18 protein-coding genes and 1 pseudogene are annotated in these 22,250 nt (G+C 59.1%); 12 read left to right on the top strand and 7 right to left on the bottom strand.

Features of this window, described 5'->3' with window-relative positions; genetic code table 11:
• Positions 1–39: 39 nt before the first annotated feature.
• Both BLS51_RS14490 and glmU read right to left on the bottom strand, forming a co-directional pair.
• On the bottom strand, positions 40–546 hold the full coding sequence (locus BLS51_RS14490; RefSeq protein ID WP_229207680.1) for a sigma-70 family RNA polymerase sigma factor: 507 nt from the start codon (positions 544–546) through the stop codon (positions 40–42).
• A 401-nt stretch (positions 547–947) separates the two neighbouring features.
• Positions 948–2,312, bottom strand: a complete 1,365-nt coding sequence (glmU, locus tag BLS51_RS14485; protein ID WP_090188539.1) for a bifunctional UDP-N-acetylglucosamine diphosphorylase/glucosamine-1-phosphate N-acetyltransferase GlmU — start codon at positions 2,310–2,312, stop codon at positions 948–950.
• Between the two features lie 43 nt (positions 2,313–2,355).
• Here glmU and BLS51_RS14480 point away from each other — a divergent pair, with 43 nt between their 5' ends.
• The 5 genes from BLS51_RS14480 to BLS51_RS14460 all read left to right on the top strand — a co-directional run bounded on the left by BLS51_RS14480 (position 2,356) and on the right by BLS51_RS14460 (position 5,466).
• Positions 2,356–3,237 (top strand): DUF6279 family lipoprotein, encoded by an 882-nt coding sequence (locus tag BLS51_RS14480; RefSeq protein ID WP_090188543.1) that lies wholly within the window; start codon positions 2,356–2,358, stop codon positions 3,235–3,237.
• Between the two features lie 52 nt (positions 3,238–3,289).
• Entirely contained in the window at positions 3,290–3,940 is a 651-nt protein-coding gene (rsmD, locus tag BLS51_RS14475) for a 16S rRNA (guanine(966)-N(2))-methyltransferase RsmD (RefSeq protein ID WP_090188547.1), read from the top strand.
• 108 nt (positions 3,941–4,048) lie between these two features.
• Positions 4,049–4,549: a pantetheine-phosphate adenylyltransferase gene (gene coaD, locus BLS51_RS14470; RefSeq protein ID WP_090188550.1), complete on the top strand. Its 501-nt coding sequence runs from the start codon at positions 4,049–4,051 to the stop codon at positions 4,547–4,549.
• Positions 4,550–4,561: 12 nt separating this feature from the next.
• Positions 4,562–4,816, top strand: coding sequence for a YfhL family 4Fe-4S dicluster ferredoxin (locus BLS51_RS14465; RefSeq protein ID WP_090188553.1), 255 nt, complete (start codon positions 4,562–4,564; stop codon positions 4,814–4,816).
• A gap of 59 nt (positions 4,817–4,875) precedes the next feature.
• On the top strand, positions 4,876–5,466 hold the full coding sequence (locus BLS51_RS14460) for a chalcone isomerase family protein (RefSeq protein ID WP_090188556.1): 591 nt from the start codon (positions 4,876–4,878) through the stop codon (positions 5,464–5,466).
• A 15-nt stretch (positions 5,467–5,481) separates the two neighbouring features.
• Here BLS51_RS14460 and BLS51_RS14455 read toward each other — a convergent pair whose 3' ends face one another.
• Positions 5,482–5,667: a hypothetical protein gene (locus BLS51_RS14455; protein ID WP_090188560.1), complete on the bottom strand. Its 186-nt coding sequence runs from the start codon at positions 5,665–5,667 to the stop codon at positions 5,482–5,484.
• Positions 5,668–5,817: 150 nt separating this feature from the next.
• Here BLS51_RS14455 and BLS51_RS14450 point away from each other — a divergent pair, with 150 nt between their 5' ends.
• Positions 5,818–6,798: a LysR family transcriptional regulator gene (locus BLS51_RS14450; RefSeq protein ID WP_090188564.1), complete on the top strand. Its 981-nt coding sequence runs from the start codon at positions 5,818–5,820 to the stop codon at positions 6,796–6,798.
• Here the strand turns inward: BLS51_RS14450 and BLS51_RS14445 are convergent.
• Both BLS51_RS14445 and BLS51_RS14440 read right to left on the bottom strand, forming a co-directional pair.
• Entirely contained in the window at positions 6,795–8,348 is a 1,554-nt protein-coding gene (locus BLS51_RS14445; protein ID WP_090188567.1) for a methyl-accepting chemotaxis protein, read from the bottom strand. The genes BLS51_RS14450 and BLS51_RS14445 overlap by 4 nt on opposite strands.
• Positions 8,349–8,406: 58 nt before the next feature.
• Positions 8,407–8,862, bottom strand: a complete 456-nt coding sequence (locus BLS51_RS14440; protein WP_008443393.1) for an Lrp/AsnC ligand binding domain-containing protein — start codon at positions 8,860–8,862, stop codon at positions 8,407–8,409.
• A gap of 211 nt (positions 8,863–9,073) precedes the next feature.
• On the opposite strand from BLS51_RS14440, the gene putA reads away from it, so the two are divergent.
• On the top strand, positions 9,074–12,727 hold the full coding sequence (gene putA, locus BLS51_RS14435) for a trifunctional transcriptional regulator/proline dehydrogenase/L-glutamate gamma-semialdehyde dehydrogenase (protein WP_090188570.1): 3,654 nt from the start codon (positions 9,074–9,076) through the stop codon (positions 12,725–12,727).
• A gap of 34 nt (positions 12,728–12,761) precedes the next feature.
• Here the strand turns inward: putA and BLS51_RS14430 are convergent.
• Together BLS51_RS14430 and BLS51_RS14425 are read right to left on the bottom strand one after the other, a co-directional pair.
• A pseudogene (locus BLS51_RS14430) lies at positions 12,762–13,447 on the bottom strand (5'-methylthioadenosine/adenosylhomocysteine nucleosidase).
• A gap of 343 nt (positions 13,448–13,790) precedes the next feature.
• On the bottom strand, positions 13,791–16,376 hold the full coding sequence (locus BLS51_RS14425; protein WP_229207681.1) for a bifunctional diguanylate cyclase/phosphodiesterase: 2,586 nt from the start codon (positions 16,374–16,376) through the stop codon (positions 13,791–13,793).
• Positions 16,377–16,779: 403 nt separating this feature from the next.
• Here BLS51_RS14425 and BLS51_RS14420 point away from each other — a divergent pair, with 403 nt between their 5' ends.
• The 5 genes from BLS51_RS14420 (at position 16,780) to BLS51_RS14400 (ending at position 22,245) form a co-directional block, all read left to right on the top strand.
• Entirely contained in the window at positions 16,780–17,817 is a 1,038-nt protein-coding gene (locus BLS51_RS14420; RefSeq protein ID WP_090189273.1) for an NAD(P)H-dependent flavin oxidoreductase, read from the top strand.
• A gap of 14 nt (positions 17,818–17,831) precedes the next feature.
• A complete protein-coding gene (locus BLS51_RS14415; protein WP_090188573.1) occupies positions 17,832–19,442 on the top strand; it encodes a GMC family oxidoreductase in 1,611 nt (536 codons plus the stop codon).
• Between the two features lie 106 nt (positions 19,443–19,548).
• Positions 19,549–20,319 carry an ABC transporter ATP-binding protein gene (locus BLS51_RS14410; RefSeq protein ID WP_090188577.1) on the top strand — a complete coding sequence of 257 codons (771 nt, stop codon included), beginning with the start codon at positions 19,549–19,551 and terminating at the stop codon, positions 20,317–20,319.
• Entirely contained in the window at positions 20,319–21,026 is a 708-nt protein-coding gene (locus tag BLS51_RS14405; RefSeq protein ID WP_090188581.1) for an ABC transporter ATP-binding protein, read from the top strand. The genes BLS51_RS14410 and BLS51_RS14405 overlap by 1 nt, the downstream gene beginning before the upstream one ends.
• A 22-nt stretch (positions 21,027–21,048) precedes the next feature.
• Positions 21,049–22,245: an ABC transporter substrate-binding protein gene (locus BLS51_RS14400; protein ID WP_090188587.1), complete on the top strand. Its 1,197-nt coding sequence runs from the start codon at positions 21,049–21,051 to the stop codon at positions 22,243–22,245.
• The last annotated feature ends 5 nt before the right edge of the window (positions 22,246–22,250 follow it).

The following is a 22,250-nucleotide window of genomic DNA, read 5'->3' as shown; positions in this document are numbered from 1 at the left end:
TACCAGTAAGACCGGCGAGATCACAAAAAGGGACAGGTTTTATGCGGTGGCCATCAAACATTGCATGAAAGCCGCCGCCATGTAGCGCTTGACTGTGCGTACGGTGACGCCGAGGCGGGCGCTGATGTCGCTATAGCCCAGGCCTTCCAGCTGCGACAGCAGGAAAGCTTCACGCGCCTTGGGCGGCAAGCCATCCAGCATGCGGTCGATGTCGTGCAGCGATTCGAGGATCAGCACGCGTTCTTCCGGCGAGGGCGTGTGGCAGGGAGGCAGTTGCGCCAGCACTTCGAGGTAGGCGCGCTCCAGCGATTGCCGCTCGGCGTAGTTGATCAGCAGACGGTGGGCGACGGTGGCCAGATAGGCGCGCGGCTCGCGCATCTCCTTGCAGCAGTGATCGGGCTGGCACAGGATGCGCACGAAGGTTTCCTGCGCCAGATCGGCCGCATGGTCGGCGCCGTTGACCTTGCGGCGCAGCCAGCCCACCAGCCAGCTGTGGTGAGCGGCGTACAGGCTGCCAACTTCGGAACGGGGCGCAATCTGATGCACAATTTGCCATTTATTGAATGAGAATTATTCTCATCGTAGCATTTTTGGCATCTGCTGGCCATGTCTGTTGTCTTATCCCATGGTTATCCGAGGGATATTCCATGGCTTTTCCCCAGCTTTATACACAGCGGTTTTCCAAGGAAAAAAGTTATCCGCCACTTATCCGCCGCTTATTCAACACTTGCTCAGGGGCTTACGCACAGAGTTATGCACATTTGCTGAAAAAGCGTGCTGGAGACGCGCTTCAACAACAACAGGCAGTCGCTGTATACCTCGCTTGCGAGTAAATGGTGCACTTGCCCACCTGTTTTCCCGCCCCTAATCAGCGCTTACTCACATATTTATCCACAAACAAAAACGGCGCCCGCAGGCGCCGATCGGCAACCGGGCAAGCCGCCCGCTTATTTTTTGATCTTGACCGGACGGGTCCAGTTTTCAATGGTCACCTGGCGCGGACGCGACACGGTCAGCTTGCCGGCTGGCGCATCCTTGGTCAGCGTGGTGCCGGCGCCCAGCGTCGCGCCTTTGCCAACCGTGACCGGGGCCACCAGTTGGCTGTCGCTGCCGATGAAGGCATCGTCTTCGATGACGGTGCGGGACTTGTTGGCGCCGTCGTAGTTGCAGGTGATGACGCCGGCGCCGATGTTGACGCGCGAACCGATGGTGGCGTCACCGATGTAAGCAAGGTGATTGGCCTTGCTGTGCGCGGCCACCTGGCCATTCTTGATTTCGACGAAGTTACCCACATGAACATCTTCCGCCAGCACGGTGCCCGGACGCAGGCGTGCATACGGGCCGATCAGCGAGGCCTCGCCGACCACCGCTTCCTCGATATGGCAGAACGGCTTGATCTGCGCGCCGGCCAGGATGCGGGCGTTGACGATGACGTTGTGGGCGGCGATATGCACGCCGTCGCCGATTTCCACCTTGCCTTCAAACACGCAACCAACGTCGATGGTGACATCGCGGCCGCAAACCAGTTCGCCGCGCACGTCAATCCGCGACGGGTCCAGCAGCGTGACGCCCTGTTCCAGCAGATTGTTGGCGATGTTGCGTTGGTGAATGCGTTCCAGCTCGGCCAGCTGCACCTTGCTGTTGACGCCAGCCACTTCCCACTGCGCCGACGGCTGGGCCGACACCACCGGCACGCCATCCGCCACGGCCAGCGCGACGATATCGGTCAGGTAATACTCGCCCTGGGCGTTGTTGTTCTTCACCGCCGCCAGCCATTGCTTCAGGCGTTTGGTCGGCGCCACCATGATGCCGCTGTTGATTTCCTTGATCGCGCGTTCGGCTTCATTGGCATCTTTTTGTTCGACGATGCGCACAATGTGGCCATTCTCACGAACAATTCTGCCCAAACCGGTAGGATCGTCTTGTTCGACAGTCAGAATGCCCAGCTTGTCGTTGCCGGCGGCGTCAATCAGCGCCTGCAGCGAGGCGCTGGTGGTCAGCGGCACGTCGCCGTAGAGAATCAGGGTAGGGACATTGTCGTCCAGCTCAGGCAAGCCCTGCATGACGGCGTGGCCGGTGCCCAGCTGCTGTTCCTGTAGCGCGGCGCCGACCTTGACTGGCTGTTTAGCAAGCAACTCCTGTACAGCTGCGGCGCCGTGACCATAAATCACGCATAATCGGCTGGCGGACAAGCTACGTGCCGTGTCCAGCACATGCTGCAGCAGCGGCTTACCCGCCAGTGGGTGTAAAACTTTTGGCAGCGCGGATTGCATGCGCTTGCCCATGCCGGCAGCGAGGATAACGACGTTCATAGAGGTGCCAAATCAAGTGAGTGTGTAAATGCAAAAGTCTAACATGCCCCTGCCAAGCCGCCGGACGCTATACGGCCTGTTCCTGATCGTGCTCATGGTCGTCGTGGCCGGTTGCAGTTCGCTGCGGCTGGCCTATAACAACGGCGACACGCTGCTGTACTGGTGGCTGGACGGTTATGTCGACCTGAACAGCGAGCAAAAGAGCTGGGTACAGGAGGATATCGACCGCCTGTTCCAGTGGCACCGCAAGACCCAGCTGCAGGACTATGTGCAAATCCTGCAAACGGCGCAGCGCCAGCTGGCCGCCGGGGCGACGCAGGCCGATCTGCAAAACGACTACGATGAAATCAAGAAACGCACCGAGTCGCTGCTATTGAAGGCGACGCCGGAGCTGACCGAGCTGGCGCGCTCGCTGCAACCGGACCAGATCGCAGCACTGGAGCGCAAGTTCGCCGCCAACACCAACGATTTCCGCAAGAAGAATATGCGCGGCGACAAGGAGGCGCAGCAACGCTTCCGTTTCAAGAAATCGATGGAGCAGTTCGAACTGTGGTTCGGCAACTTCACCGACGAGCAGGAAGCGCAGATCCGCAAAGCCTCCGACGCCCGCCCGCTGAATAACGAGATCTGGCTGGACGAACGCACGCGCCGGCAGAACAGCATCCTGGCGCTGGTGCGCAAGGTACAGAGTGAAAAGCTGAGCAAGGAGGCGACGCAGGCGGAGATACAGAAGCTGATCAAGGACGGCTTCCGCCGTCTCGACAACTCCGAGCGCAAGGCTTTCTTCGACGCTGCCGAGGAAGCCAATATCCAGCTGGTGCTGACCGTGATCAACCTGGCCACGCCTACCCAGAAAGCCCATGCGCAGCGCCGCATGCAGGGCTGGATTGACGACTTCCGCAGTCTGGCGGCAGACCAGCGATAAGTGGCTCTATGGTATGATGGCCTGTTGAATCAATGACTTAGAACACAGCCTCATGCCTAGAAAGCCTCTCAGCAAGCCCGCCAAACCTGCCAAAGTCCCGGTCCACGGCCCGCAGCACAGCAACCAGGTGCGCATCATCGGTGGACAATGGAAGCGCACGCCGCTACCGGTGCTGAGCGCGCTTGGCTTGCGGCCGACACCGGACCGCGTGCGTGAGACGGCGTTCAACTGGATCAACCACCAGCGCGATGGCTACTGGGCAGACGCGCAAGTGCTGGACCTGTTTGCCGGTAGCGGCGCACTGGGCTTTGAAGCGGCCAGCCGTGGCGCGCTTTCAGTCACCATGATCGACAGCAATGCGCAAGTCACGCGCCAGCTGGAAGAGATCAAGGCCAAGCTGAAGGCCGACAATGTGCAGATCATGCGCGGCGACGCGCTGTCGGTGGCACAGTCGGCGGCCACGCGCGGCCAGAAGTACGACCTGATCTTCCTCGATCCGCCTTACCAGCAAAGCTTCCTGGAAAAGACGCTGCCACTGTGCGGCAAGCTGCTGAAAGAGGGCGGCCTGGTGTATGCCGAATCCGGGCTGGCGCTGGAATTTGCCGACGGCGAGGCAGTGCCTGAATGGCTGGCCAACTGGGAAGTCATCCGGGCTGACAAAGCCGGGATGGTGTTCTATCATTTATTAAAATACAAACCCTAATCGGCAGTATTTGCTGCTAAAACCGCCTCAAATTAAGGCATTTTTAAGCAAAACACGATTTTCAGGCATAATGCGCGTTCTATATTGGTGCATCTGCAGGGAGCCGCAATGGTAGTAGCTGTTTATCCAGGAACTTTCGATCCGCTGACCCGTGGTCACGAAGATCTGGTGCGTCGCGCATCAGGTCTGTTCGACACGCTGGTGGTCGGCGTCGCTGACAGCCAGAACAAGAAACCGTTCTTCTCGCTGGCGGAGCGCCTGGAAATCGCCAACGAAGTGCTCGGCCATTATCCGAATGTGAAGGTGGAGAGTTTTTCCGGCCTGCTGAAAGACTTCGTGCGTGCGCACGATGCACGCGTGATCGTGCGCGGCCTGCGCGCCGTGTCCGACTTTGAGTACGAGTTCCAGATGGCGGGCATGAACCGCTACCTGCTGCCGGATGTCGAAACCATGTTCCTGACGCCATCCGACCAGTATCAATTTATCTCCGGCACCATCGTGCGCGAAATCGCTATGCTGGGCGGGGATGTGTCCAAGTTTGTATTCCCATCGGTGGACCGTTGGTTGCAGAAGAAAATCGCCGCCAACAACACTGACCAGGCAAAGTAAGTGAGCTGAATCATGGCCTTAATGATTACCGACGACTGTATCAATTGCGATGTGTGCGAGCCTGAGTGCCCGAACGACGCGATCTACATGGGCGCGGAAATTTACGAAATCAATCCGGACAAATGCACCGAGTGCGTCGGCCACTTCGACGAGCCGCAATGCCAGCAGGTGTGCCCGGTCAGCTGCATCCCTTTCAATCCGGAATTCCGCGAAACCAAGGACCAGCTGTTTGCCAAATTCGAACTGCTGCAGGTAGCCAAGGCCTGAGCAGCGCTGTAGCGTCTCCACGGTGGTATAGTCGGATCACATCGATACCGGAGACCTTCATGAACCGTAGAACCACCCTGCACGTCCTGGCTGCGGCCGCCCTGTGTGCGGCCATGCCTTCCTTCGCCTTTGCCGCCGTTGACGTGGCGGGCGTCAAATTCGACGAAACGGTTACCGTGGCCGGCCAGCAGCTCAAACTGAACGGCGCCGGCGTGCGCACCAAGGTCATCTTCAAGGTCTATGCGGCCGCCCTGTACCTGACGGAAAAGAAAACCACGGTGGCCGACGTGCTGACAGTGCCGGGCCCGCGCCGCGTGGCCATCACCATGCTGCGCGAAGTCAGCTCGGAAGACTTCGGCAAGGCCTTCACCGATGGCATCAACGCCAACACCAGCAAGGAAGACCGCAACAAGATCCTGCCGCAGATTATGAAATTCGGAGAAGTGTTCGCGCAGACGCCGGTGCTGAAGAAGGGCGACCAGCTATCGCTGGACTGGACGCCGAACGAGGGCACCCAGTGCTATCTGAATGGAAAGAAAATCGGGGAATTGATGCCGGATGTGGCGTTTTATAACGCCGTGCTGCGTATCTGGCTGGGTGATAAGCCGGCCGACAGTTCGCTCAAACCGGCGCTGCTCGGCGAAAAGTAATGCTGCGTCGCAGTATCAGCTACGCGTCGCCAGCTGGCGGCGCTGTTCACGCGTCATTTTGGGCTTGACCACCAGTACGGCAGCGCGCGCACAGCCCAGCAGCAGCGGCTTGAACAGCACAATCAAACCACCACTGACAGCGATCAGCAGCGCCAGCTTGATGGCGGTGAACAGAGAAAAATCTTGTAATGCGGAAATCATGATGGACACAGTTTAGCGGTAGCTTTAGAATCTGATCTCACTATAGTGCGCCGCAACATAACTATCCAATTGCGATTCTCCATAACAATTATGCGTTTCGTGAATGGAGTGTGCTATCGTTATTTCACCAACTTTTTTCCCTGAGCCGCCATGAGCTTTCTGACGCTGGACCTGAACTTGCTGCGCGTTTTCGACGCGGTCATGACAGAGCAAAATCTGACACGTGCCGCCGGCCACCTGGCCATGACCCAGCCTGCCGTTTCCAACGCCATCAAGCGCCTGCGCGAAAGCCTGGGCGACGAACTGCTGATCCGCACCGCCTACGGCGTCAAGCCGACGCCGCGCGCCGAATCGCTGTGGCCATCCGTGCGCAGTGCGCTGGCCAGCCTGGAAGCAGCGGTAGCGCCGGAAACCTTTGACGTTTCGGCCGCCCACGCCACCTTCCGGATGGCCATGGCCGACGCCACCGCCGCCATGTGGCTGCCGTCGCTGATGCGTTCGATCGAGAGCGAGGCGCCAGGCATCAATGTGCGCATGGTGCCGCTGACCACGCGCGAACCGCGGCCGATGCTGCTGCGCGGCGATATCGACCTGGCGGTCGGCTTCTTCCCCGGCGTGGCGGCGCAGCTGTCCTACGAAACCGGCTCGCCGATCCGCCACGAGCGCCTGTACTCCGGCAAATACGTGTGCGTGATGCGCCGCGATCATCCGCTGGCCAAGGTCGAGCTGAATCTGGATAACTATTGCGCCGCCAATCACCTGCTGGTGAGCTTCTCCGGCCGCGCGCACGGTCTGGTCGACGAGGCGCTGGCGCAGTTGCAACGCGAACGCCGCATTCTGCTGACAGTGAACCAGTTCTTCACCGCCGGCCGCGTGGTAGCCAATTCGGACCTGGTGACGGTGCTGCCGCGCCACCTGATCGCAGCAACCGGCATGACCGATGCGCTGGTACACAAGGAACTGCCGTTCCCGCTGCCGGCGGTCCACCTGGACATGCTGTGGCACGAACGCGATGCACGCAGCCCGGCGCACAAATGGCTGCGCTCCCATCTGGAAAAAATGAACACGCAGACGCAGCGCGCGGTGAACACCGCGCCGGCGCCTACCCAGGCGCCAGCCTCCGCCCGTTAATGGCTGGAGCGGTAGCCGATACGGAAACCGCCCCAGTGCTTGCCATCCACATAAATCGGCGCGGACAGGTCGTGCATCACCTCGCCGGTATCCCGTTTATACGTCTGTAGCAGGAAGGGCTTGGTATTCGAGCCGCAGCGCTTGCCGGTGCGGTCGCTGAAGATGCGCTTGGTACGGTTGTTGACGATGTCGACATCGTAGTTCCCGGTCAGCGGCTGCGAAAACTTCTTGTTGTGGGTGGGGAAATAGCCGTTGTTATCCACAGCGCCGGCGTAGGCCAGCTGCGGCATCGCCTGCAGCAAGCTTTCCTGCAAGGCCGGCAGCACGCGGTCGGTGAAATCATCGAAGCGGGTTTTATGCTTGGGCGGATCGGTGTTCGGTATCGGCGTGTACTTCCGATCCCACAGCGCTTCCGCTGAAATCTGGCCGCTGGCGATGGCGCGCTCGAAGATCTTGCCGACTTCCGCCGCCGCCCGCTGCGCGGCCATGCGGATAGCGTCATGCGAAGTCTCGATCGACGACTCGCCCAGCGCGCCGGTGATGATCTCCGCCCGTTCCGCCAAGGCCATCGCCGAGCTTGCCGCGCGCGGCAATTCCTTCTCGGTGGATAACAGGCTGTCGCGGATGCTGGCGATGGCCTGGGCGATTTCCTCGGTCGTGGCGACGTGCTCGCGCGAGGCCCGTGCGATCTGGCCGATCTCATCTTCCGACACGCCCGATGACTGTTCGATATTCCCCAGCAGACCGTGTACGGTTTCCACATTGCCAGCCGCCTCGCTGACCTTGACCGCCAGCGAATTCATGCCAGTGGCGGCCTTCTCCGCCTGCTGGTTAATCTCGCGCACCATGGCGCTGATTTCATCGGTGGCTTCCTTGGTGCGCAGCGCCAGCTGACGCACTTCGCTGGCGACCACGGCAAAACCACGGCCCTGTTCGCCGGCGCGCGCCGCCTCGATGGCGGCATTCAGCGCCAGCAAATTGGTGCGCGCGGAGATTTCGCTGATGGCCTCGGTAAAGCCATAGATTTTGCGGGAATTGGTTTGCAGCGCCGTCATCACCGAGGCTGCGGTTTGTGCGTCTTCGCGCGCGGTGCGGATGCGTTGCAGGCCGTGGTCCGCCTCGGCGCGCCCGGCGACGGTTTCGCCACGCACCTGGGCGGCGATTTTTGCCGCGCGCTCGGCATTGGCGGCGATGCGCTCGGTGGTGTCGGCATTTTGTGCAGAGCTGTGGACGATGCCACCGGCCGTGCTGACATCCAGCTCGATTTTCTTTTTAACGGAATCGACGAAGTACGAGGTTTCCGCAGCGCCGATCATGATGGCGTCGATTTCATCGCCGACGGTGTGGGCGAACTGGCGTACGCCACCCTCGTCGCTGCTCTGGCGCGACGCCCACCAAGCGATGCCGGCGCCGCCCAGCGCCGCTGGAATCGCAGCCGCTACCGGCCCCGCCCCAGCCAGGTTGAACAAGTAAGCGAGGCAGGTCCCACCTGCCGTCGCACCCAAAATCCACAATCCACGTTGCACCAACTTATGCTGCAAAAGCTTCATCTGTCCCCCGTTTAAACAACAGGCGCCTTGGGCGTCTCCAAATTTTATTTCTGTGATGCTATTTTATGGGCAACTTGGTGGTATTCTTAACTTCTTCCATCACAGCATAGGTGTGGGTCTCGCGGACACCTTTCTGTAGCAGGGTTTTACCCAGGAACTCGCGGTAAGCCGCCATGTCCTTGACGCGGGCTTTGACCAGATAGTCGAAGCCGCCGGCAACCATGTGGCATTCCAGCACCTCCGGGATGACCTGCACGCTGTGTTTGAAGGCATCAAATACCTCGGGCGTGGTGCGATCCAGCACCACCTCGATAAAGACCAGCAGGGATACGTCGAGCAGTTGCGGATTCAGCTGCGCGGTGTAACCCATGATATAGCCGGACTCGTGCAGCTTGCGCACACGTTCCAGGCAGGCGGCGGGCGACAGATTCACCCGTGCGGCAAGCTCCACGTTGGAGATGCGGCCATCGCTCTGCAATTCCATCAAGATTTTTTTGCTGATCTTGTCTAACATTTCCGGGAACTCCCAAATAAATATTATTTGGTTAAATTGTCTCACTAAAAACAATCTATTGCTAGCCCCCTGCATTACCAGAATTAATCCAGAAGAATCCCTCGTACAATCGAATCATTAGCAGTTCACGAAAAATCACGCTCGCCAGCCTCGCTGACGGGCGTGTTTTTGTACGTGGACCGGCTCAAAACTATTCTTCTGAGAGTTCCCCATGCAAGCAGTCACCAGTTCCGGTTTTACCCCGTTCGCCGCCCTGCAGGCTGAGATCCTGCGCGACCCGATTCCACTGCGCGCCGCAGTCACGGCCGCCTATCGCAAGGATGAAATCAGCGCCGTTCAATGGCTGATCGGCCAACTGCAAAACCACGACGACGCCAGCCTCCAGCAAGCGCAACAACTGGCGCATAAACTGGTCAGCTCGGTGCGCACGGAACGTACCCGCGCCTCCGGCGTGGACGCGCTGATGCATGAATTTTCGCTGTCCTCGGACGAGGGTGTGGCGCTGATGTGTCTGGCTGAAGCACTGTTGCGTATTCCCGACAATGCCACCGCCGACCGCCTGATCGCCGACAAAATCAGCAAGGGCGACTGGCGCAAACACCTGGGCGAATCGCCGTCGCTGTTTGTCAATGCCGCCACCTGGGGCCTGCTGATCACCGGCAAGCTGGTGTCGACGTCGAGCGAGGCCGGCTTGGGCTCAGCGCTGACCAAGCTGATTTCCAAGGGCGGCGAGCCGCTGATCCGCAAAGGCGTGGACCTGGCGATGCGCATGCTGGGCAACCAGTTCGTCACCGGCCAGACCATCGATGAGGCGATCAAGAACGGCCAGGCCAACGAGGCACGCGGCTACCGCTATTCCTACGACATGCTGGGCGAGGCGGCGCTGACCGAAGCGGACGCGCGCAACTACTACGCCTCCTATGAAACCGCAATCCACGCGATCGGCAAGGCCTCGAACGGCCGCGGCATCCGCAACGGCCCTGGCATTTCGGTCAAGCTCTCGGCGCTGCACCCGCGCTACAGCCGCGCCCAGCGCAGCCGCGTGATGGACGAGTTGCTGCCGCGCGTGCGCGAACTGGTGCTGCTGGCCAAACACTACAACATCGGCCTGAACATCGATGCGGAAGAGGCCGACCGCCTGGAACTGTCGCTGGACCTGATGGAAGCGCTGGCGCATGATCCTGATCTGGAAGGCTTCGAAGGCATCGGCTTCGTCGTCCAGGCTTACCAGAAGCGCTGCCCGTTCGTTATCGACTACCTGATCGATCTGGCCAAGCGCAGCGGCCGCAAATTCATGGTGCGCCTGGTCAAGGGTGCTTATTGGGATGCGGAAATCAAGCGCGCCCAGGTGGACGGCATGAGCGGCTATCCGGTCTACACGCGCAAGGTCTATACCGACGTTTCCTACCTGGTGTGCGCGCAAAAGCTGCTGGGCGCCAACGGCCTGATCTATCCGCAATTCGCCACCCACAACGCGCAGACGCTGTCGACCATTTACACCTGGGCCAAGCGCGATGGCGTCACCGACTACGAATTCCAGTGCCTGCACGGCATGGGCGAGTCGCTGTACGACCAGGTGGTCGGCAAGGACAACCTGGACAAGCCGTGCCGCATCTATGCGCCGGTAGGCACCCACGAAACGCTGCTGGCCTACCTGGTGCGCCGCCTGCTGGAAAACGGCGCCAACTCGTCCTTCGTCAACCAGATCGTCGACGAAGCGATCCCGATCGAGTCGCTGCTGCGCGATCCGGTCGCCGCCGCACGCGAACAGGGTGGCCTGCCGCATCCTGGCATCGCCCTGCCGCTGGACATGTTCGGCGCCGAGCGCAAGAACTCGTCCGGCTTCGACCTGGCCAATGAAAACGTGCTGCGCGAGATTTCGGAAGCGCTGGCCGCACCACGCAGCTGGCACGCGGCACCGCTGATCGCTGGCGGCGTCAGCGCCGGCCAGCCAGTGCAAAACATCACCAATCCAGCGCAACGCAGCGACATCGTCGGCCAACTGGTGGAAGCCAGCGCCACAGACGTCGACATCGCGCTGGCCAGCGCCAGCAGCTACGCCATGGACTGGCAGACCACCGAACCGTCGGTGCGCGCTGCCGCGCTGATGAAAGCCGCCGACCTGTTCGAGGCCAACGCCATGGAACTGATGACGCTGGCCATCCGCGAAGCCGGCAAATCGCTGCCGAACGCGATTGCCGAACTGCGCGAAGCGGTCGACTTCCTGCGCTACTACGCGGCCGAAGTCAGCAGTGCCATCAACACGCTGTCGCTGGGCCCGGTAACTTGCATCAGCCCGTGGAACTTCCCGCTGGCGATCTTCACCGGCCAGGTGGCCGCCTCGCTGGCCGCCGGCAACGTGGTGCTGGCCAAGCCGGCAGAGCAGACGCCCCTGATCGCCCATCGCGCGGTCGAACTGCTGCACGAAGCCGGCATTCCGCGCGCCGCGCTGCAATTCCTGCCGGGCCGCGGCGAAGTGGTCGGCGCCGCGCTGACCGCTGACAGCCGCGTCAAGGGCGTGATCTTCACCGGCTCGACCGAAGTGGCGCAGCTGATCAACCGCACGCTGGCCAAGCGCGCCACCGCCGAAAACGCCGATATTCCGCTGATCGCCGAAACCGGTGGCCAGAACGCCATGATCGTCGATTCGTCGGCCTTGCCGGAACAGGTGGTGCAGGATGCGATTTCGTCGGCCTTCGACAGCGCCGGCCAGCGCTGCTCGGCGCTGCGCGTGCTGTTCCTGCAGGAAGATATCGCCGACAAGACCATCAAAATGCTCAAGGGCGCGATGCAGGAGCTGAAAGTCGGCTCGCCGGACCGCCTGGTGACCGATATCGGCCCGGTGATCGACGCCGAAGCGCAACAAAACCTGCTGGCCCATATCAACAAACTGAAGGCGACGGCGGTGGATTACTACTCGCTGGACCTGCCGTCGGAAGTGACCAGCGCCGGCACCTTTGTGCCGCCAACCGTTCTGGAAATCCGCTCGCTGGCCGAGCTGACCCAGGAAGTATTCGGCCCGGTGATGCACGTGATCCGCTACAAGCGTTCGGACCTGCCGAAAGTGGTGGAACAAATTAACAGCAGCGGCTTTGGCCTGACGCTGGGTGTGCATTCGCGCATCGATGAAACCATCGACTATATCGCCAGCCGCGCGCACGTTGGCAACATCTACATCAACCGCAACATCGTTGGCGCGGTGGTGGGCGTGCAGCCATTCGGTGGCGAAGGCAAATCCGGCACCGGTCCGAAGGCCGGCGGCCCGCTGTACCTGAAACGCCTGCAACGCAGCGCCACCACGGCGCCGGTGCATGAACGCCAGACCTCGCCATCGCTGGATGCACTGATCGGCTGGGCGAAACAGCATGGCCACGACCGCGCAGCCGGACTGGCCGAGCAATACAGCCGTTCGACCATGCTGGGCAGTCTGACCACACTGCCAGGCCCTACCGGAGAGCGCAACACGCTGGCGCTGGTGGCCCGTGGCGCGGTTGCCTGCGTCTCCGGCACGCTGGACGGCTTACTGAATCAGATCGCCGCTGTACTGGCGACCGGCAACGTGGCGCTGGTCACCGGCCCGGGCGCGGCGCTGCTGCCAGCCGACCTGCCGGCGGCGGTCAAGGACCGCATCCAGAGCGTTTCCAGCCTGGACGATTGCGAATTCCAGATCGCGCTGGTGGAAGACATGCTGGCCAAGAGCCAGTACGGCACCTTGGCGGCCCGTAACGGGGCGCTGGTGGGCCTGATCAGCACCACCGAGGAGGGGAGCATCCCGCTGTGGCGTTTGCTTGCTGAGCGCGCTCTATGCGTGAATACGACCGCAGCAGGCGGCAACGCCAGCCTGATGACGCTGGAAACTGCGTAAGTTTTGATCAAAAGCCGGGTTCGCCCGGCTTTTTTTACGTCTTGCAGAAGTTTTGAATCAGATCAAACGCGTAGCGCGAGGCGACCGTTTTGATGAAATGCATGAAGTCGACGGCGGCATCGTCGTTGGCGTTGTCGGAGATCGTTCTGATCACCGCAAACGGTATGCCCAGCTCGAAACACACCTGGGCGACTGCCGCACCTTCCATCTCCACCGCCAAAACGGTAGGCAAGGCGGCCTTCAGCGCCTGAATTTGCGTCAGTTTGCCTATAAATTGATCACCACTGGCGATTAATCCGCGATGAACGCGTGTGATTGGCGTGGCTGCGGCAGCAATCTGTCGGTCAAGGCGAGGTCCGTGGCAAAGCTGGAGAGGCCAGTCAGCGGAATTTCAAATTTTGGAAACAAGGGGCTGGCATCGAAATCGTGCTGTATCAGCGATTCAGCGACCACGATGTCCCCGACTTTGACGTTTTTATCCCCGCTACCTGCCACGCCGGTAAAAATTATGTGGGTAACTCCGAACTTCTCCACAAGGATTGCAGCTGTCATTGCTGCGGCAACCTTGCCTATACGCGATAAAACGCACACAGCGTCGATTTCCCAGAGTTTCCCGGTCGTGTACTCCCTCATGCCGTGAACGTGCCTGGCGGGGCTCTGAAGGGCTTCCAGAAGGCCATGCTGTTCTTCAGCCAACGCGCTGATGATGCCTAAACGCATACTTTTCCTTTGATTTTTGAATAGAGCCTGTGGAGTTCCAGCGCTTTTTCCACAACGCGTAGCGAAAAAAAGTGGATTTTAAGGCGTTTCTTGCTGTGCAGATGGCTTTCTGAAGACGAGTAGCCGTTTAATGTAGTTTACAAAGGTTTTATATAAACATAGTGGTAGTAGTAAACGTGCAGTTAACTGTGGATAACCTCTGTATACGTTTACAAATCATTTGCTTACAGCGTAAACAACATGCTGCATAAGCGTTGTATCAGTTCAGGAACAGTTTTTGGATAAAATGATGGCCTGTGGTCAAATGGGGTGCTTAGCCACATCTCGTCCTGTGGATATCCAATCACTTATTCACAGGCTCGACCTGTTTTTGTAGTTTTTCCTGTAATTCTTCGCCTGAAATTGGCTTGGAGAGCAGGTATCCCTGGCCAAAATCGCATCCGGCAGCACTTAAATCGCTTAGTTGTTGTTGAGTTTCTATACCTTCGGCGATGACTTTGATGTTCAGCTTGTGCGCCAGGGCGATAATTGCCTCGCAAATCAGCAATCCGTCCGCCGGATTGATCTTGATGTAGTCCACTTCGAACCGTTTGAGGAAGGTCAGCGCGCAGCCGGCGCCGAAATCATCCAGGCAGATCTGCATATGCTCGTGGCCCAGTCCGACATTGTTGTTGGCCGCGTCCAATAGCAGGCTGTCGGTGACTTCGATGATGATGCTGTTTGGCTTGAGCTTCAGTTCGTGCAAAAAATCCAGCCATTGCTGGTAGTTGCTGCCGTCGTCACGGAATTGCGACGCCGATTTGTTCACACATACCTGGAAATCCGTCGAAGCGATGGTCTGCAGCTGCCGTGCCTGGCGCGCTGCCTGCTGAAAAACCCAGTCGCCGATGCCAATAATCATGCCGCTACTTTCCGCAACGCTGATGAATTCAGCCGGATTCAGCAATCCACGCACCGGATGTTGCCAGCGCACCAGGGCTTCCGCCTTGACGATGGCGCCGTTGGCCAGGTTGACGATCGGCTGGTACATGATGCGCAACTGGTCGTGACTGACCGCCACCCGCAGGTCGTTGACCAGGTTGATACGCGCGCGGGTAGCTTCCTGCATGAAGGGCGCGAAATAGTTGAAGCGGTTACGGCCCTGTTGCTTGGCCGTGTACATCGCCTGGTCGGCGTTTTTGATTAAAGTTTCAGCATCGCTGGCGTCTTCCGGGTAGAGCGTGATGCCGATGCTGCTCGAAATATGGGCAATGTTTTCGCCCAGATGGAAGGGCGTGCTCATTTTCTTCAGGATTTCCTGCGCCGTGCGGACCACATCGCTGGCGTTGCGCAGCTCGCTGAGGATGACGGTGAATTCGTCACCGCCCAGCCTGGCCACGGTATCGGTGCTGCGCACGCAGCTAAGCAAACGGGTTGCCACTTTTTTCAGCAGCAAGTCGCCCTTGTCATGGCCGAGCGTGTCGTTGATTTCCTTGAAGTAGTCCAGATCGACAAACACCAGCGCCATCGGCAACTGCGAGCGGTCGGTCTTTTTCATTTCCTGGCGTAGATGTTCGTGGAAACGCCGGCGGTTCGGCAATCCTGTCAGTGCATCGAAGTTGGCCTGGCGCCAGACGATTTCTTCTGAAGCTTTTTTCTGCGTGATGTCGCTCATCAGTGCGACGTAGCGGAAGGGATTGCCCTGTTCATCGTAGACAGTGTTGACGATCATGGCGATCAGCAGTTCTTCGCCATCCTTGCTGTTGTGCCAGAGTTCACCTTTCCAGTAGCCGGTTTCAGTGACGCTGTCGAACAGCCGGGCAACAAATTCCTTGTCATTGCGGCTGGAAGCCAGTTTGTAGGCATGATGGCCAAGCAGTTCTTTTTCGGTATAGCCACTCAAGACGGAAAAAGCTGGATTGACGGTGAGTATCTTGCCTTTTCCATCTGTCACCATCATGCCTTCGCCACTATGCTGAAACATCAGCGACGCTTGTTTCATCGATTCTTCGCTGGCCAGCAGGCGTTGTTCCATTTCCCTGCTGGCGCTGTACAGCGCACGATAGCGAAGTTCGCGCTCTTCCTGCAGGCTGTACGTGCGCAGCGAAAAATGGCCGGCGCTCAACATCAGCAGCAGCAAGATCGTCAGTCCGCTACCGGCGATCAGGTAGTTTTGCTGCAAAAACCGCGTGGTTTCAGCGTCGCTGCTGCCAACAACGATAATCAGCGGCAGTCCGTCAATCACGCGATAGCTGAAAATCCGGCTGATATTGTCGATCACGCTGATGTTTTTGTAGGTGCCGGACGGTGACTTGCGCACATTGTCGAATAGCGGCGATATCCTCAGGTTACGTGCGAAAGCCTGTTCAAAATTCGGCACGCGGGCAATCACCTTGCCGCCGGCGTGCACCAGTGCGATGGAAATGTCCGAATTGAAGCGTGAATTTTCAAACACTTTGGCGTAGCGGTCGACATTCAATGGCGCTGCGACCACACCCAGGAACTCGCCTTTGGCAGTTTCCACTCTCCGGCTCAGGAACAACAGCTTTTTCTTGCTGACTCTGCCAACTGAAGGTTCACCGATGAACAGCTTGCCCTTGGCATCGTTGTTGACGTGGACTTTGAAATAGTCGCGGTCGGCATAGTTGGCGCCGATCACGCTGTTGCCGATCGAAGTAGCAACTGCGTTGCCTTTCGGATCGATAAAGGTAATCCAGTAATCGCTGTTGAAACTCGATTCGCGCGAAGAGAGCAGGTCGGTCATCGTTTCCGGTGAACGGCTCTGTTTGCCAGGTAAAACCTTGATGGCGTTGGCAAAGCCAATCAGCGACAAATCCACCGATTGAATCGAGTACGTGACATGCGCTTCCATCGCTTTCACGTAGTGCTCGGTCTGGCTCTGGATGGAACGTTCGCGTTCCAGGTAGGAAGTACGAAATTGGCTGACCACAACTGCAATGGCAAGTACCGCCATCGACAACAGGCCGGTAAGCAAACGTCGCCGAAACCGCAGGTACGCAGGCGACCGGGGTTTTTTGTGCGAAGAGGACAAAACATCTCCGGTTGAAGGTGTTTCTTTGGCAAGTCCAGTATATCGGAGGTTTTATGGTTTACCCTAAGGATGTAGATATAAAAATAGTGATAGTTGTTAACAACCACTGTTTTCTGTGGATAAGTGATCAATCTGAATTAGAATCAGGCGTTTACGCGCTGCATAAGCGGATGCGTAAACCGTGTATGAGCGAAGAACTGTTTTGGGATAAAAAAACTCGTCCCAAAAATTTATTTGTTTACTCACATTTCGCACCTGTGGATATCCATATGCTTATCCACAGGGTGAAACAAGGGAATTGATGACCTTAGCATCTGTTTTTCCGCATCCCATCATCCAGGGGCCCACGGCTGGCGGCAATAACACGCCGGCGCAGGTGGCTGCTGTCTCCAATGCCGGCGCGCTGGGTTCGCTGGCCTGTTCTTTGTTGTCGCCAACGGCGATACGCGAGCAAACCGCGCAAATCCGCGCCCTGACCGACCATCCTTTTTGCCTGAATTTTTTCGTTTTGCAGACGCCAGATCCATCGCCGGAAGAGGTGGAACAGGCCAAAGCATGGCTGCAACCCGTCTGGTCATCGTTGGGATGGGCGGAATTGCCGACGCCGGCCAAGTGGTGCGAGGACTTTTCCGCGCAGTTTGAAACATTGCTGGCGCTGCGGCCGGCCGTGGCCAGCTTTACTTTCGGCATACTCAGCGCGGAGCAGATCCGCCGGCTGCACGATGCCGGCGTTTTTGTCATCGGCACGATCACGCATGTCGAAGAAGCGCTGGCCTGGGAGCGTCGCGGCGCTGATGCGGTGATCGCTTCCGGCGTGGAGTCGGGCGGGCATCGCGGCACGTTCATCGGCGCGCAGGAAGAGGCGACGCTGACGACGTTTGAATTGCTGCCGCTGGTGGTTGCGGCGGTGACGATACCGGTGATTTCCGCCGGCGGCATCATGGATGGCGCCGATATCAAGCGGGCGCTCGATGGCGGCGCGCAGGCGGTGCAGATGGGCACGGCGTTTTTGGTCAGTGATGAATCGGGCATTCATCCGGCGTACAAGCAGCGTCTGCTGGCGGCCGGCAATCATCCGACCCGGTTGACGCGGACTTTTTCAGGCCGTTATGCGCGCGGACTGGAAAACCGGTTCATGCAGCTAATGGCTGCCAACGAACTTCTTTTGCCGCCATATCCGGTCCAAAATGCCTTAACTTCGCCAATCAGAGCGGAGGCGGCCAGGCGTGGCGAGACTGAATTGATGTCGCTGTGGTGCGGCACCGGTGTCGCGCGTGTGCGGCCCATGCCGGCGGCGAAACTGGTGGAGACTTTGCTGGCGGAGATCAGCGCGACATAGAATCAGGAGGCAGTTTGGAATCAGCAGGCAGCTACGATTACATCATCATAGGCGCCGGCTCTGCCGGCTGTGTTTTGGCCAACCGGCTCAGCGCCGATAAAGACAAGGAAGTCCTGCTGATCGAAGCAGGCGGCCGCGACGATTATGTGTGGATACACATCCCGGTCGGCTATTTGCATTGCATCGATAATCCCCGTACCGACTGGAAATTCCGCACCGAAGCCGACCCCGGCCTCGGCGGCCGCAGCCTGTTGTACCCGCGCGGCAAAGTGCTGGGCGGCAGTTCCTCGATCAACGGCATGATCTACATGCGTGGCCAGGCCGGCGACTATGATCGCTGGGCGGCGCTGACCGGCGACGACAGCTGGCGCTGGGAGGCGGTGCTGCCGCTATTCAAAAAGAGCGAGGACTACTACGGCGGCGCTTCCGAATTCCACGCCGAAGGCGGCTTGTGGCGCGTGGAAAAACAGCGTTTGTCGTGGCAGATACTGGACGCGTTCCGCGACGCCGCCGAACAGACCGGCATCAAAAAAGTCGACGATTTCAATCGCGGCGACAATGCCGGTTGCGGCTATTTCGACGTCAATCAAAAGCGCGGCATTCGCTGGAATACGGCCAAGGCATTTTTAAAACCCGCTGCACGCCGGCCTAATCTGACGGTGATGACCGGCTGCCACGTGGAGCGGTTGCAGATCGAAAATGGCGTCTGCAGCGGCGTGATTTTTACCGGCGGCGGCACCTTATTCAGCGCCACCGCAGACAAAGAAACCCTGCTGGCGGCAGGCGCCGTTGGCAGTCCGCAGATTTTGCAATGCTCCGGCATCGGTCCCGCCGCGCGCTTGCACGAGCTTGGCATCACGCCGGTCGCTGACTTGCCAGGCGTGGGTGAAAACCTGCAAGACCATTTGCAACTGCGCATGATTTACAAGCTGGGGAAAAACGCCCGCACCTTGAATACGATGGCGTCGAACTGGTTTGGAAAAATGCGTATCGGCCTGGAGTACGCAATGTTCCAGAGCGGGCCGATGTCGATGGCGCCGTCGCAGCTGGGCGCGTTTGCGCGCTCCAGCGCCAGCGAGCAGACGCCGAATCTGCAATACCATGTACAGCCGCTGTCGCTGGAAAAGTTCGGCGATCCGCTGCATGTTTTCCCGGCGTTCACCGCCAGCGTGTGCAATCTGCGGCCGACCTCGCGCGGCCATGTGCGCATCGCTAGCGCCGATCCGTATGCACCGCCCAAAATTTCGCCGATGTACTTGAGCACGCCGGAGGACCGCAAGGTCGCCGCCGAGGCACTGACGCTGACGCGCAACATCGTCGCCGCGCCGGCGCTGAAAAAGTACGCACCGGAAGAATACAAGCCAGGTATTCATTACCGCACGGACGAGGAATTGGCCGAAGCAGCAGGTGCGATCGGCACAACAATTTTCCATCCGGTTGGCACCTGCAAGATGGGGCGCGATGATGATCCCGGCGCGGTGGTCGACAGCCAGTTGCGCGTGAAGGGCGTGGCGCGGCTGCGTGTGGTGGATGCGTCCGTCATGCCTTTCATCACCTCAGGAAACACCAATTCCCCCACGATCATGATTGCTGAAAAAGCGGCGCAATTAATCCGCAGCGCTTAAATCCAGATCAAAAAACCATCGTATTTATACTGTATTGTTAGCGAATTTGTTACTGTGTATGATCTAGAAAAAATTGGTACTTTGAAAAGAATAACAAGGAGACAGGATGTCCGACGTTATCTTGGAAACAAAGCATTTGACCAAGGAATTCAAGGGTTTTACTGCGGTCAACGACGTGAATCTCAAAGTACAGCGCGGCCACATCCACGCGCTGATCGGCCCCAACGGGGCAGGTAAAACCACATGCTTCAATTTGCTGACCAAGTTCCTGGTGCCGACCTCGGGCCAGATTCTGTTCAACGGCAATGACATCACCGCCGCCAGGCCGGCGCAGATCGCCCGCATGGGCGTGATCCGTTCGTTTCAGATTTCCGCCGTCTTTCCGCACCTGACGGTGTTGCAGAACGTCCGCATCGGCTTGCAGCGCCAGCTCGGCAGCAGCTTCTTTTTCTGGCAAAGCGAACGCGCGCTGGACCAGCTCAACGAGCGCGCCATGCAATTGCTGGAAGAGGTCGACCTGACCGAATTTGCCGATACCATCACCGTCGACATGCCCTACGGCCGCAAGCGCGCGCTGGAAATCGCCACCACGCTGGCGATGGAACCGGAGCTGATGCTGCTGGACGAACCGACGCAGGGCATGGGCCATGAAGATGTACACCGCGTTACCGAGCTGATCAAAAAAGTGTCGGCCGGCCGCACCATTCTGATGGTTGAACACAATATGAAAGTGGTGTCCGGCATCTGCGACAAGATCTCCGTGCTACAGCGCGGCGCCATGCTGGCCGAAGGTTCGTATGCGCAGGTGTCGACCAATCCGCAGGTGATGGAAGCGTATATGGGAACGGAAGCGGCAGTGCTGGAAGGAGCGCACTGATGACGGCCGCCCTGGAAATCTCGAACCTGCAAGCCTGGTATGGCGAGTCGCACATTCTGCACAACGTCAACATGACGGTGGAGCCGGGTGAAGTGGTGACGCTGCTTGGCCGCAATGGCGCCGGCCGCACCACCACGCTGCGCGCCATCATGGGCCTGACCGGTGCGCGCAAGGGTTCGATCAAGGTGCATGGCGCGGAAGCCATCGGCCTGCCGACGCACAAGATCGCCCACCTCGGTATCGGCTATTGCCCGGAGGAGCGGGGGATTTTTTCCTCGCTGTCGGCGGAGGAAAACCTGATGCTGCCGCCGCAGCTGCGCGGCGCCGACCAGGGCATGCCGGTGCAGGAAATCTATGCGATGTTTCCCAATTTGCAGGAACGCCGGCACAGCCAGGGCACACGGCTGTCCGGCGGCGAGCAGCAGATGCTGGCGGTGGCGCGCATCCTGCGCACCGGTGCGCGCCTGCTGCTGCTGGATGAAATTTCCGAAGGCCTGGCGCCGGTGATTGTGCAGGGACTGGCGCGCATGATTACCACCCTTAAAGCCAAGGGTTACACCATCGTCATGGTGGAACAGAATTTCCGGTTTGCCGCACCGTTGGCTGACCGGTTTTATGTGATGGAACACGGGCAAATCGTGGAGACCTTTGTTGCATCGGAGTTGAGCGCCAAGATGCCGGTATTGACCGAGCTATTGGGTGTTTAAACCTTGGTAGGGAGACGAAAAAATGAAAATCAAATCCATCACCCTTGCAGTAGCCGCTTGCGCATCTTTCTCGGCGCACGCACAGATTTCCGGTGACACTGTGAAGATCGGTTTCATCACCGATATGTCCGGCCTGTACACCGACATCGACGGCGCCGGCGGCGCTGAAGCCATCAAGATGGCGATTGCCGACGCGGGCGGCAACCTCAACGGCAAGAAGATCGAATTCATCTCCGCCGATCACCAGAACAAGGCCGACATCGCCGCCTCCAAGGCGCGCGAATGGTTTGACCAGCAGGGTGTCGACATGCTGATCGGCGGCACCAACTCCGGCGCCAATCTGGCGATGGCCAAGGTGGCGGCGGAGAAGAAAAAAATCTTCATCTCGATCGGTGCCGGCTCGGCCCGCCTGACCAACGAGGAATGCACGCCGTACACCGTGCACTACGCCTACGACACCATCGCGCTGGCGCGCGGCACCGGCGGCGCGATTGTCAAGCAGGGCGGCAAGAACTGGTATTTCATGACCGCCGATTATGCGTTCGGCCAGTCGCTGGAAAAAGATACCTCGGACCTGGTGAAATCGGCCGGCGGCAAGGTGCTGGGCTCGGTCAAGCATCCGCTGTCGGCGTCGGACTTCTCGTCCTTCCTGCTGCAGGCGCAAGCGTCGGGTGCGCAGATTCTCGGCCTGGCGAATGCCGGCGGCGATGCGATCAATTCCATCAAGGCCGCCAACGAATTTGGCGTCACCAAGAAGATGAAGCTGGCCGGGCTGCTGATCTTCATCAACGACGTGCACTCGCTGGGCTTGAACCTGACGCAGGGCATGTACCTGACCGACGGCTGGTACTGGGACGCCAATGAAGACACGCGCGCCTGGTCGAAACGCTACTTCGCTAAAATGAAGAAGGAGCCGTCGATGTTGCAGGCCGCCGATTACTCGGCCGCCGGCAATTACCTGAAGGCGGTGAAAGCCGTCGGCAGCGATGATTCGGACAAGGTGATGGCGCACCTGAAGGCGAACAAGATCAACGATATGTTCGCCAAGAACGGCGTAATCCGTCCGGACGGCCGCATGGTGCACGATATGTATCTGATGGAAGTGAAGAAGCCGTCGGAGTCGAAATATCCATGGGATTACTACAAGGTGGTGGCCACCATTCCGGGCGACCAGGCATACGCCACCAAGGCGGAAACCAAGTGCAGCCTGTGGAAATAATCTAA

This window comes from Duganella sp. OV510 (assembly GCF_900100205.1).
In the GTDB taxonomy this organism is placed as follows: Bacteria; Pseudomonadota; Gammaproteobacteria; order Burkholderiales; family Burkholderiaceae_D; genus Rugamonas.
Note: the sequence above shows the minus strand (reverse complement) of the source record. Positions and strands in the feature narration are given on the sequence as shown.